Genomic DNA, 12,600 nt, shown 5'->3' with positions numbered 1-12,600 from the left:
GCGGCGATGCGGCTCATTCCGAGAGAGATCGAAACGCTCTGGACGCTGTTTACCGCGCCCGTGGTGTGGGTTGCGCATTTCCTCGTTTGCTACATAGGCGCGGCGATCTATTGCGCTAAGCCCGAGCTTGTCGGGCTGAGTTTCAGCGCTGTGCGCGCGGGCATCGCCGCCGCCACTGTGATCGCCCTTTCACTCATCGCGCTGTCCGCATGGCTCGCTTGGCGGCAATGGGGCTTCGGCACCGACGATCCGCCGCATGACGATCCGACGAGGCGGGACCGGACCCTGTTCCAGGGTTTTGCGACGCTGCTGCTCTCGGGTCTCAGCTTCATCGCCGTGATCTTCACCGCGATGCCCGCGTTGTTCCTGACGGAGTGTATCCGGTGAGACGCGCATGCCTCATCCTCGGTCTCTTTGTCCTTGCCCTGGTCTGGCTCGGACCGCTGCTCGACGCCTGGCAGGATTCGTTTTCGGCGCACATGCTGGCGCATATGGGAGTGGTGGCGATCGCTGCGCCGCTGATGGCGATCGGGATCCCGCTCTGCCCGACACCAGATGCAAGCCGGGCGTTCACCCTCGCCCTTCCCGCCTCCCTCGTCGAACTCATCGTCGTCTGGTCCTGGCACGCGCCGGCCTTGCGGACGCTGGCCCAAAGCTCGCTGTTTGCGACCGCCTTCGAGCAGGCCACGTTCCTGGCCGCCGGGCTGTTCCTGTGGCTGGCCTGCCTGCCGCGCCGCGGCTCGGATACCGCAGGCAATGCCGCCGGCGCTTTCGCCCTGCTTCTCACGTCCATCCATATGACCTTGCTTGGCGCGCTGCTGGCGCTGACCCCGAGGCCGCTTTATGGGACGGGCGAGGTAAGCTGCTTCGGCGTCGCCCTTTCCGCCCAGCAGGATCAGGAGCTTGGCGGCGTAATCATGCTTCTGCTCGGCGCCGCGGTCTACCTGACTGGCGGCGTGATGCTTTTCGCGCGCATGCTCGCCGCCCCGCCGCGGAAGGCGATCTGATGCATATCAGCTGGAAGAAGCTCGCCATCGCGCTTGCCATTCTGCCCTTCGTCGTGGTGCTGGCGGCCTGGATCGGCTTTTTCAATGTCGGTGCCTCAAGCGGCCACTGGAAGATCACGGAATGGTTTCTCCATTTCGCCATGCGATCGGCTGTGCGCACCTATGCCTTGGCGGTCGATGTCCCGGAAACTCTGCCGCGCCATGCCATACAGCCGGCCGCCGGACATTTCGCGCGCGGCTGCGCCATCTGTCACGGTGCGCCGGGCGAACCGCGATCTTCTGTCGTCATGAGGATGCTGCCGCAGCCGCCTGACCTTGCCAGGACCGTCGGCGATTGGTCCGACGCGGAGCTTTTCCGCATCGTCAAGCACGGCGTGCGTTTCACCGGCATGCCGGCCTGGCCGACGCAGGAACGCGACGACGAGGTCTGGGCGATGGTCGCCTTCCTACGCGAACTGCCGTCGATGGACGAGGCCATCTATCGTGATCTCGCCTACGGAGAAAGGCTTGCGCCTCCTGCAGGCGCTGCCGGAGCCCTAAGGCAGGCGCTCGCGGATTGCGCCCGCTGCCACGGTGCGGACGGGCTCGGGCGCGCTCCCGCGATACCCGTTCTCGCCGGGCAGAGCGAGGCCTATCTCCTTGAAAGCCTGCGTGCCTATGCCGAGGGAGGCCGGGCAAGCGGGTTGATGAGCCTGCCCGCAACTGAGGCAAAGCCTCAGTTCTGGCCGGACCTGGCAAAGCATTTCGCCGCCCTGCCGACGATACACCCCGGCGGCGGGGGCGATCCAGCACTTGTCCGGCACGGCAGGGAGATTGCCGAGAGGGGTGTCAAGGAGGCCGGCGTGCCTGCCTGTCTCGGCTGTCACGCGGGACACGACCGCAGCCCGCTCTATCCCTCCATTGCCGGCCAGCCGGAGCGCTATATCGAGGCGCAGCTTGGGCTGTTCAGGGCGGGAAAGCGTGGCGGAACGCGCTTCGGCCATCTCATGGCCAATGCCGCGAAGGGCCTGACAGACGACGACGTCCGTGCGCTTGCGGCCTACTTCTCCCTATCCGCCGCTCCGTCCGCAACCGGAACGCGATAAGCGCGTTTGCGTTCATTCGACCTTCCGAGGTGCTGGTGAAAAACTTGCTTACCGCCCTTCTCGTGCTGATCATTCTTCTTGTCGTCGCCGGCGGGGCCGTCTTCTTCCTATCCCGCGAAGAGGCGACAGTTCCGATCGCGGAGACCTATGGCACCAACCCGACCCTGCCGGAGCCCAATCCGACCTGGCTGCCGACCGTCCATGTCGCCAAGGCCACGCCGTGGCCGCAGGGCACGAAGCCGACGGCGGCCCAAGGATTTGCGGTCAACGAGTTTGCCGGCGGGCTCGACCATCCGCGCTGGCTGTACGTGCTGCCAAACGGCGACGTGCTGGTGGCCGAGAGCAATGCGCCGCCCAATCCGGACGAGGGCTTCAGCATACGCCGCTTCTTCGTAGATTTCTTCCAGAGTCAGGCCGGCGCGGGAACGCATAGCGCCAATCGCATTTCGCTGCTGCGCGATCAGGATGGCGACGGGGTGGCTGAAACCAAAACCGCCTTTCTCACCGGGCTGTTCTCGCCATTCGGCATGACCCTGCTCAACGGCAAGCTCTATGTCGCCAACGCCAACGCAATTGTGGCCTTTCCCTACCAAGAGGGCGCGACCGAGATCACCGCACCGGCGGAGAAGATCGTCGACCTGCCGGCGGGGAGGAACCACCACTGGACCAAGGACGTGACCGCCTCGCAGGACGGGACAAAGCTCTATGCGACGTCGGATCCAATTCCAATGTCGGCGAGAACGGCTTGGAGGAAGAGGAGAACCGGGCCGCCGTGCTGGAAATCGATCTCGCTTCGAAGCAGTCGCGTCTCTTCGCCTCCGGGCTGCGCAATCCGAACGGCCTGTCCTGGAATCCGGAAAGCGGCGAGCTCTGGGTCGCCGTCAATGAGCGTGACGAGATCGGCAGCGATCTCGTGCCGGACTACATGACTTCGGTGCGGGATGGCGGCTTCTACGGCTGGCCCTACAGCTATTTTGGCCAGCATGTCGACGATCGCGTCAAGCCGCAGCGGCCCGACCTCGTCGCCGAGGCGATCAAGCCGGAGTATGCGCTCGGGGCGCACACGGCTTCATTGGGACTGACCTTCAACACGGGCGACCTGTTCGGTCCTCAATACAGGAATGGCGCCTTCGTCGGCCAGCATGGCTCGTGGAACCGCAAGCCGCACAGCGGCTACAAGGTGATTTTCGTACCGTTTACCGGCGGCAGGCCCTCCGGTCCGCCTCAGGACATCCTCACCGGCTTCCTCAGCGAGGACAACAAGGCTTTTGGCCGTCCTGTGGGGGTAGCGATAGACCGGCGCGGCGCCCTGCTGGTGGCGGATGATGTCGGCAACAAGGTCTGGCGGGTCGTTCCATCTCAGACGCAATCGGCACTTTGAACGGTTCATGCTGCCGGCGACCCGATGAGGGAAGCGATAGGACACCGCTTGCCATGCCTGTCGGACACGGGTGTTCCGGCGCCGATCAAGCCGAAATCAAGATGTCGGCACCAGTCCGCGCCCGCGTACATGCCGGACCCTCTGACGCATACGATCGGCAAGAGAAGCGAGCGAGCCTTGCGCCGTGCGCGTCCCAAGAACGGATTGCAGGACAACGCCCTGCGTTGCGAATTTGTGCTTGAACGATTCTGCGCCACACAGGAAATCGACCGTGCCCAGGCCGTGATCGATCGACCACTGTATGTAGTCCATCATCAGGATCATGCCGGGCGACGCTTGGCTGAAATCCGGATCGAAAGTGGTCACGAACGCCATCATGGTGTGGTGCTGGACGAAGTTGATGGAGACCGCGACCATCGCGCCATCGCATTCAAGTACGAAAATGCGCAGCACACCGGCGCGCGCCAGCGCCTCGACGAGTGCGGCGAGCACTGGCGCTCCCTCTTCGAAAAGTTGGGATTCACGCTTGCGCTCCGCCAGCCATCTGCGCTTCAGGGCGGAGAGCCGGTCCAGTACCGGCTGCAGTGGCTCGTCGGACGCAAGCAGGCGAAATTTTATCCCCCCCGCTTCTTCCAACGTCTTGACGCCGCGCCGATAGTTCTGCCGTGCCTTTTTCGACTGCTCCGCGAACCACGCGGCTCCGCTCGCCCACTGTCCAGCGACGCGATAGCTGACTTCCTCCCTGTGATTGGGGCGAAGCCTGATCCCGCCGGAGGTATCCGGAGTGAAAATTTTTCGGACCGCCGCACCCGGCAAGAGATGATTGAGAAAGGCAATATCGAAGCCACCGACGTCACAGATCTGGGCCCATACGTCCTGCAGGGCCGACAACGAGCATTCCGGAGCAACGAGGATATCCCCGTAATCGGTATAGCTGCTGGCCGCCCATTCGAGAAACCGCAGGCCTTTGCGCTTGCCGATCGTCAGGGGAACGACGGCAACCAGCCTGTCACCGTTCCAGACCAGGCCGATCCGCAGCGCGCGCTGGTCACGGTCCGCTACGGTACTCCACCATGCCGAAATCCAGGCATGACTCTGAAAGATCAGCCCATCGGTGCGATGCCAAAGATGCATCCAATCGGCTTCGACCGCAGCCAGGCGATCCGCCGAACGGACAACTTCCAGGCGCTCTGCGCTCGAAGCGTCAATCGAAACAATGGTGTTCATGAAGGGGAACGATCCTGTGGCTGAGCGAAGACATCGGGACGCCTCTGGAACAGTCGGACGACATGCCCTCCCATCTTCTTGAGCGGCAGGATGTAAAGCCCAAAGAGCGACTGATAATCGCGCACATCGCGATCTATCAGGCCAAATTTGAGGTCTTCATCCGGATCCGGGACAAACTGCGTCCCGAAGAGGCGATCCCAGAACGAAAACAGCAGGCCAAAATTCTTGTCGTAGTGGCGAGGGTCGATGCTGTGGTGCACCTGGTGCCAGTGCGGACACAAGATGATGCTGTTCAGCGGGCCGAAGGAAATCTTGAAATGGGTATGGCGAACAAAGTCCATCATCAGGATGTTGCGGATGACATAGACGTTGATGCCGAAGATAGCGATCTCTACTGGATCGAGCGCGATCAGGCTCCAGATGCCGAAGCAGATCCCCGGGATGACGCCATCCCAGATACGGTTCATCAGGTCGTCCAGCGGATGAACCCGATCCTTGGTGATTCCCACCATCACCTCGGCCGAATGATGCACTTTGTGCAATTCCCACAGGAACGGGAAGTGGTGCTGGGCGACATGGTAGAGATAGTACGAAATATCGTAGGCGATCAGCATGGTTGCGGTGAAGATGACGATCGTCACCGGTCCGGCCGAGCCGTCGATGAGCGGCGGCTGGATATCAAAGAGCCAGCCGATTGCCTGGTGTGTCCCATAGCCCACGGCGGCAACGAAAGTGACGCCGGCAGGGATGAGCAGGAGAGGCATTATCGCCCGTTTCGTGACCCAAAATAGAACATCCGCTCGCGCCGACGGGTGCAGGATGACTTCCGCCGGGAAAGCGAAATCGAAAAAGTCCCTGAGGGATTTATGCTCGACAGTTCGCCAGTAAGCGATCACCGCGCTCCCCAGTGCCGTGGACAAAAGCAGGCCGAGCGTCAGCAGATTGACGTTCGAAAGCTTTTCCACAATCACTCTGGCGAATTCAGAAAACATCGGTGCAGTGGCTCCTGGGCCGTAAGATGGCGATCCGGCGAACTGCACAGCAAGAAACTTGCCAAATCCACTGCATGTTGCCTGCAACCAGATGGCTATTGCGGCTGCTACGAGCAGCTAGCAGGTCAACCGTAACAAAACGCTAAATGTCCGAGCGCAAATAATAATCACACCGGATGGCCTACTCCGCTGCGGCGGCGGTCACGATCTTTGCGGCGGGGGGATTGCCGCGAGGTGGATTTCAATCCCGACTTCGCCCACTTCGCCGCGCCAGGCGATGCGTTCGGCTGGCTGCCTGGCGCCAAAACGCGGTGAAACCCAGCCGCCCTGCCCCGGTGCGTCGCCGCCGGCGCGGATGTCGACCGCGGCGTCTGGAAAGCGAATGGCCATCAGCGGCTCATCGCCGCGCAGCACCATAACCGTGTTTGCGTCCCGGTTGGCGCCGAGGCCGGCTGCGAGTTGAAAGACGACCTCGGCCACGCGCCTGCCGCCGAGCAGTTGGTCGGTCACGACGATTCCGTCGGCCTGGTGCATCACGGTGCGCTGATGCACGACGCCGAAGCGGCTTCTATACCCGTCATGCCGGGCGCGTAGCTTCCACTGCGTTCCCGGCTCGCTCTCCACCAATGCCGCAACCGCCTTGTGCGACCAGTTGAACTCCCCGGCAATGATGCTTTGGCTTTTGCCCTCGATATTCAGTGTGTTGTGCGCCGGTGTCGAGCGGAACCAGTCGCGCCAGACGCCCCCCGAACCGTAGAGCCAGGTGCCGGGGTCGACCAGCACCGGCTCGCCATCGATGCACAAGGTGAGCGACAGCGCGTCGGCATGGCCGTGAGCTGCTATCGAGAGATAGCCGAGCGGGCCGTGGTCGAAGGTCAGATCGATGCTGCGGCCGTTCATCCCACCGCGCCAGACGGAGAGCCCGCCTTGCGTGAACGTTTGCAGCCCATGCGATACCGGTGCCGGTTCCGGCGGCGCGCCAAAGAAAAGCGCACGAAAATCGTCTGGCGCCGCCGCGTTGCCCGGCATCCGTAGAAAGCCATGGATGGCGGCGGCGACGGATCCCACATAGTCCGCGTCGTCCCCGAGCGTCAGCACGCGACCTTCATCGTTGTCGCCAAAACCGGTGGCTGGTGAGAGCCAGGCGACGAAATTGGCAAATGCGGCCAGACGCGCTTCGACGGGTGAGGGAAACGGCGTTCCAGCCTGGCGTGCCGCAGCGGCGCACAGCAAGATGAGTTCGGCGGTGAAGGCCGCATATGTCGGGGTCTGCTCGGCACCGGCACCATCGGCGAGAATCTGCTTGCGCGCCTCAGCCAGGAGGGCGCCGCGTGCGGCGTCGAAATCGGTCCCCAACGCCAGGCCGATCAAATACTCGCCAGCCAGTTCTGCGACGAGATGGTTGTTGGCGGAGGAAAATCGAGAAGGGAACCGCGGCAGCCAATAGGCGCTTGCCGCTAGTATTTCACCCACTTGCTGCCGTGTCGCCGCGCCCAGTCGGTCGCCGACGAGGTCCATGGTGACAATCAGGCTGATGGCTCGCAGCGCTACTTCGATGCCGGAGGCCCAGCCAACCCCTCGAAACGGCGGATTGGCTGAATGCCAGCTGTCGATCGCCGCCTCTATGGCCATCCTGGACCGGTCGTCGCCGGCGAGAAGCAGGTGGGCGGCCAGCGGCGGCAGCTGCTGCAGCCGGTTGATCTCCCAAACGTATTTTACATCGCCGCGGCCGCCGCCATGACGAAAATCGATATCGAAAGTATGTGTCTCGGGACCCGGCCAAAGCCTGCCGGTCACCGGATCAAGGCGCCAAAGCTCGGCAGGAAACAGCCGATCGCAGTCGCGCCGTGGCCATGTCAGCCCAAGTGCGGAAAACTGGCCCCCAAGCGTATTTTGCACCGCTGCCGCTATGGCTTGCCGTTGAGCCGGTGTCGCAGCCAGCGCAGCATCGCGCAATCCACGCAGCACCGGGTGCAACTGGGGCGAAGCATAGCGCTCCCAGCCATCGTCGCGGCGGCGCGAAGCGATCCTTCGACGCTGCTCGCCCAGCCGGTGCAGCACCTCAGCCGGCTCCATGCTGCGCAACCGGTTGATGTACCAGCCGATTCTCATACGCGCTCCGCCAAGGTTTCGATTCCTATATACCATGCTGTCGAAAAGCCTTGCGACGGCAATCCTCCTTTTCCAATCCTGCGGTTAATATCTCCGACCATGATACGGCGAGTGATGATGAGAAGGATGGCGTGTGTTGCAGCGTGGGTGCTCGGCATGGCGATAGCCGCCAACGCTGCGCCGATCCCGCTCCAGCGCGGCGTTGGCGTGCATGAATGGCTCAACTGGTCGTCGGTAGACGACGATGGATCCTACCGTTGGCCTCCCTATCGCAGCGAGGAGGAGTGGCGCGCTGGACATAGGCCGCTCGCCGATTGGCCCGGCGGCGACGCGTTTGCGCGCATTCGATCGATGGGCTTCGACTTCGTCCGGCTGAGCGTCGACCCCGGCCCTCTGCTTGCCAGCGAGGGCGCCAAACGGCAGCAGGCGCTGGACATACTTGCCGCCGCGGTCGAGCGGGTCACGTCGGCCGGCCTCAAGGTGGTTTTCGACCTGCACGGCGTCACCCAGGTTCCGGCCTACAGCATGGAGACGATCTATGACGGTGCCGACAGCGAGGGCGTTGCCAGCTATCGCGAAATGGTTGCGGCGGTCGCCACCATGCTGGTCAAGGTTGGCACCGACAAGGTAGCCCTCGAGCCTTATAACGAGCCGGCGTATTACCCTTGTGATTCAAGCGGGAGCAATGACTGGCAGCGGATCATGGCAGACACGGTCCGCGATATTCGCGCAGTCAGCAGCGAACTCACCATCGTCGCAACAGGCGCCTGTGGCGGCAGCATCGCCGGACTGGTCAATCTCACCCCGGGGTTCGACGATGCGAACCTCTACTACAGCTTCCACATGTATGAGCCGCACAGTTTCACGCACCAGCGGCCCGACGGGACAGGTGCCTTCGCCTCGGGCCTGCCCTGGCCGGCCGACAGCAGCACGCCCGAAAAGGTGACCGAAACCCTCAAGGCGCAGATGGACGCGGCCGGCTTGAGCCCGGTCGAGCAGGTGATGAACATGGTCGCGGCGCGTGAAGCAATCGCCCGATATTTCGAGCACAATTGGGGCCCGAGCCAACTTGAAGCGAGCTTCCGTCAGGCGGTCGACTGGGCCGAGGCGCAGGGCATCCCAAGCCGGCGGCTCTTCATGGGCGAATTCGGCGCAATCCTCATGTCTTCGGACGGCCGAATGGGCGCGTTCGACGCTGACCGTCTGCGCTATCTCACGGCGGTGCGCCAGCTGGCGGAACGCTTCGCGATACCATGGTCTGTCTGGGAATTCTCTAATCCCTATGGAATGACCGTCATCCGGCCCGAAGGACCTGCGGTCCCGGACCAGGAGATGTTGCGGGCACTGGGCCTGCCATAGTGCCATTACCCTCTGCGGGTGGGCAGCCGGGCGGCAACGCCACCTGTCCCCGCCACATTGGATCGAGATCGGTCTGCCTTCGTCTTCAATAAGGCCGGCAGAGTCTGATCGAACCGATCAACCTCTGCCTTGAATCACCTTGGCGGCTTTTCCTCGCGATCCGGTTTCGTCGGCAACCAAGTGTTTAATACATTCGTCGTAAATAGCGGCGCCAATACGCGCGCCCAGGGAAGAGTTAATGTGTGGAATTGCCGGCTGGATCGGGCCGAGGGTCGAGAATCCACAAGATCGGGCCGCCAGAATGTCCAGCACACTGCGGCATCGTGGTCCCGATGCCGCAGGCACCGAGTTCTTGGACTTGAACACCGGCGGGAACCAATTGGCATTGGTGCATCGCCGGCTGGCGATTATTGACTTAAACGCCGATTCAAATCAGCCGATGCATATCGACGACGGCCGTCTCAGAATTATTTTCAACGGCGAAATATACAACTATGTCGAGTTGCGCCAGGAACTGATCGACCTCGGTCATCGTTTTCGAACGCGCTCCGATACCGAGGTGCTGCTCAGAGCTTATGATCAGTGGCACTTATCCATGTTTGACCGATTGAGCGGCATGTTCGCTTTTGCGCTCTGGGATGCTCAGAGGCACGAATTGATCCTCGGCCGGGATCCCTTCGGCAAAAAGCCCCTTTACCTCATGCAAAGCAAAAAATTGCTGTCCTTTGCCTCAGAGATCAACGCGTTGTTGTCATCGCAGCCAAATGCGCAGCAGCTCGATCTGGACGCTGTGCACGAGTATTTGCGCTGGCGTTACGTGCCTGGACCGCGCACGCTTTTTAAACAGATCCGCAAACTCAACCCCGGAAGCTATGCTGTTTGGTCGCAAGGGACAGTGACGGAAACGCGCTATTATACGCCTCCAGATCAAACGGATCTGACCGAAGAGATCGACGACGAAACCGCCAAGCGACGATTGCTGGAACTGCTCGACCATTCCGTCGAAATCAGAATGCGCAGCGATGCGCCCTTTGGCGCCTTTCTCTCCGGAGGCCTCGACTCGTCAGCAATCGTCGCCCTGATGACCAAGCACAGCGACAAGCCCATTCGTACATTTTCGGTCGGTTTCAGCGAACCGGCTTATAGCGAACTCCCATTCGCCCGACGCGTCGCCGATCATTTCAAGACTGATCATTGCGAACTGGTCATTGAAGCGGACGACCTGATCGACCACCTGCCCAAGTTGATCCGCCATCTGGGGGCGCCGGTTTCACAAAGTTCGGACATTCCAATTTACCTGATGTCGGAGCGAGCCTCGCAGGACGTCAAGATGGTGCTCACAGGGGAAGGGGCAGACGAGATCCTCGGCGGGTATCCCAAACATCGCGCAGAGTCGCTGGCTGGAATCTACCGGTCGCTCGTTCCAGCCTTGCTCCACGACAACCTCCTCGCCCCTTTGATACGCGCCATGCCTGGCGCATCGGCCAAGTTCGATACATTTGCCCGAAGCGCGGGCGAAAGGGACTTTGCCACCCGGATGATCTCCTGGTTTGGAGCCATGACGGCGCGGCAACACGGTCGCCTCACCGGTGCGCCGGCCAATCGCCGCAATCAGCGTAACAACCTCCCGTTCTCCTCAAGCGCGAAGGCATCCCAACTTCGCCGGGCGCTGTTTTTCGATCAGACATCGTGGTTGCCCGACAATCTCTTGGAACGAGGCGACCGGATGATGATGGCCGGTTCAATCGAAGGAAGAATGCCGTTCCTCGATCGCGATCTGGTTGCGTTCGTCAGCAAATTGCCGGATCGCTACAAGGTGGGTTGGCGGATGGGTAAGCTGATCTTGCGCAACAGCATGGCCAACATGCTTCCTGAGGAAATTCTCAACCGCCGCAAGATCGGGTTCAAGGTGCCCGTCGCCGAATGGTTCCGCGGGTCGATGAGGAACTACGTGCACGACCATCTTTGCTCCTCTCATTCCGTCATTCGCAGCTATTTGAGCGCGAAATACCTTGATCAAATCGTCTCGGAGCACACCAAGGGCGCTGCAGACCACGAAAAGCTGATATGGGCGCTGTTGAATTTGGAGATATTCCATCGCGAATTCGAGCTTGGAGCGCCGCAGTGACGCCACTGGGATGGGATGTCGCGCTCGACCCACAGCTGCTCGTCGCAACCTCAGCGTCCGCGTTTACAGGACAGCGTCAGCGCTTGACCGATTGAGCCTTTAACGCGACCGACCTCCAGACGTCGCAGATCGCGCCGACGAACGGTGCGAGCTCAAGCCGTTCCCGATGCACGGCCATCGCGGCAGCACCAAGCCTGGCTCTCAATGTCGGATTCTCGACCAGCCGTGTCAGCGCCTCGGTCAACGCCGCAACATCGCCAGGCGGCACCAGCAACCCGGATTGCTCGGTGATGATGATGTCCTCCACGGCGCCGACAGGCGTCGTCACTACCGCGAGGCCTGCGGCCATGCCTTCGATGACCGAGACGGGCAGGTTTTCGGCAAAGGAGGGCAGCACCAGAATGTCCGCCGAAGCGATCAGCGATGCGACCTCGTCGGGGCCGACCCAGCCAGGAAGGGTAACGCGCTCGGCAAGGCCCTGTTCGGCCGTTCTCATCCGTGCCGCCTCGACGTCGCCATCGCCGGCGATCGTGGCGCGCCAATTTTTCATCGGCTCCATGCGGTGCAGCGCATCCAGCAATTGCGGCACGCCCTTGCGGTCGCCGATGCGGCCAAGGAACAGGATATGGACATGGTCGCCGCCACCGACATGGGCCAAGGAGGGAACCGCCGTGGCGTTGGGAACGATGACAATATTTCCGGCCGCCCTCGGTGCCCGGCTGACGACGAAGTCGCGCCAAAGCCCGCCTAAGACGATCACCCGACCGGCACGCTCGAACAGAGCTTCGATGCGGCGGCTCATGAAACTGCGATCGTCTTTCCAGAACGTCTCGTACTCCGCCCCGTGCAGATGCAAGACATAAGGTATCGACAGCAGCCGCGCGCAGGCGGCAATCACCATCTTGCGATAGGTGCTGCCGGAGACCGATATATTGATGTGGATGACATCGGCGCGCTTGGCCAAACGCGCCGTGAGCATCCGCAAGCAAAAGTCCAACATATAGAAGATCGAAAATCCGACATGCCCAGGGCCGCGGCTGGCAAGGAAGCGCACATCGATGTCGGCGATCTCCTGCCGCTCGAACTCCTGCTTCAGCGCCCCCATGATGCGGTCGATGCCTCCCTGCCCCGAAACGCCCGAAGGCGTCGCGACAAGCACATGGACTTTTCGATTGTGAACCAGACGCTGCAACATGAGCCCATTTCAGAACGACAAGGCAAAGGTTTCAAATAGGTCTACGACGAATCCGTTAGTTCAAACTGAATCTGTTCACCCTTTGCCGTCATCGCGCTGGATTTTCCGCCGGTC

At 61.8% G+C, this 12,600-nt stretch carries 9 protein-coding genes and 1 pseudogene; 6 read left to right on the top strand and 4 right to left on the bottom strand.

Features of this window, described 5'->3' with window-relative positions; translation table 11 throughout:
• Nucleotides 1-6 precede the first annotated feature (6 nt).
• The 4 genes and pseudogenes from AC0NIE_RS15005 to AC0NIE_RS14990 all read left to right on the top strand — a co-directional run bounded on the left by AC0NIE_RS15005 (nucleotide 7) and on the right by AC0NIE_RS14990 (nucleotide 3,473).
• Nucleotides 7-387, top strand: a complete 381-nt coding sequence (locus AC0NIE_RS15005; RefSeq protein ID WP_192362765.1) for a hypothetical protein — start codon at nucleotides 7-9, stop codon at nucleotides 385-387.
• Nucleotides 384-1,007 carry a cytochrome c oxidase assembly protein gene (locus AC0NIE_RS15000; protein ID WP_473485546.1) on the top strand — a complete coding sequence of 208 codons (624 nt, stop codon included), beginning with the start codon at nucleotides 384-386 and terminating at the stop codon, nucleotides 1,005-1,007. Before AC0NIE_RS15005 ends, AC0NIE_RS15000 begins: the two co-directional genes overlap by 4 nt.
• Nucleotides 1,007-2,092, top strand: coding sequence for a c-type cytochrome (locus AC0NIE_RS14995; RefSeq protein WP_473485545.1), 1,086 nt, complete (start codon nucleotides 1,007-1,009; stop codon nucleotides 2,090-2,092). Before AC0NIE_RS15000 ends, AC0NIE_RS14995 begins: the two co-directional genes overlap by 1 nt.
• Before the next feature lie 35 nt (nucleotides 2,093-2,127).
• Nucleotides 2,128-3,473 (top strand): annotated as a pseudogene (locus AC0NIE_RS14990) (PQQ-dependent sugar dehydrogenase).
• Nucleotides 3,474-3,569: 96 nt separating this feature from the next.
• Here AC0NIE_RS14990 and AC0NIE_RS14985 read toward each other — a convergent pair.
• The 3 genes from AC0NIE_RS14985 to AC0NIE_RS14975 all read right to left on the bottom strand — a co-directional run bounded on the left by AC0NIE_RS14985 (nucleotide 3,570) and on the right by AC0NIE_RS14975 (nucleotide 7,804).
• Nucleotides 3,570-4,700, bottom strand: a complete 1,131-nt coding sequence (locus AC0NIE_RS14985) for a GNAT family N-acetyltransferase (protein ID WP_473485544.1) — start codon at nucleotides 4,698-4,700, stop codon at nucleotides 3,570-3,572.
• Nucleotides 4,697-5,692, bottom strand: coding sequence for a sterol desaturase family protein (locus AC0NIE_RS14980; RefSeq protein ID WP_473485619.1), 996 nt, complete (start codon nucleotides 5,690-5,692; stop codon nucleotides 4,697-4,699). Before AC0NIE_RS14980 ends, AC0NIE_RS14985 begins: the two co-directional genes overlap by 4 nt.
• Before the next feature lie 201 nt (nucleotides 5,693-5,893).
• On the bottom strand, nucleotides 5,894-7,804 hold the full coding sequence (locus AC0NIE_RS14975) for a heparinase II/III family protein (RefSeq protein WP_473485543.1): 1,911 nt from the start codon (nucleotides 7,802-7,804) through the stop codon (nucleotides 5,894-5,896).
• Between the two features lie 126 nt (nucleotides 7,805-7,930).
• Here AC0NIE_RS14975 and AC0NIE_RS14970 point away from each other — a divergent pair, with 126 nt between their 5' ends.
• Together AC0NIE_RS14970 and asnB are read left to right on the top strand one after the other, a co-directional pair.
• Nucleotides 7,931-9,163, top strand: coding sequence for a glycoside hydrolase family 5 protein (locus tag AC0NIE_RS14970; RefSeq protein WP_473485542.1), 1,233 nt, complete (start codon nucleotides 7,931-7,933; stop codon nucleotides 9,161-9,163).
• Between the two features lie 238 nt (nucleotides 9,164-9,401).
• Nucleotides 9,402-11,291, top strand: coding sequence for an asparagine synthase (glutamine-hydrolyzing) (gene asnB, locus AC0NIE_RS14965; protein WP_473485541.1), 1,890 nt, complete (start codon nucleotides 9,402-9,404; stop codon nucleotides 11,289-11,291).
• Between the two features lie 76 nt (nucleotides 11,292-11,367).
• Here the strand turns inward: asnB and AC0NIE_RS14960 are convergent, their stop codons facing one another.
• A complete protein-coding gene (locus tag AC0NIE_RS14960) occupies nucleotides 11,368-12,486 on the bottom strand; it encodes a glycosyltransferase family 4 protein (protein ID WP_473485539.1) in 1,119 nt (372 codons plus the stop codon).
• Nucleotides 12,487-12,600: the final 114 nt, after the last annotated feature.

This window comes from Mesorhizobium sp. WSM4842 (assembly GCF_055901575.1).
This window is presented reverse-complemented; position numbering and strand designations above follow the sequence as displayed.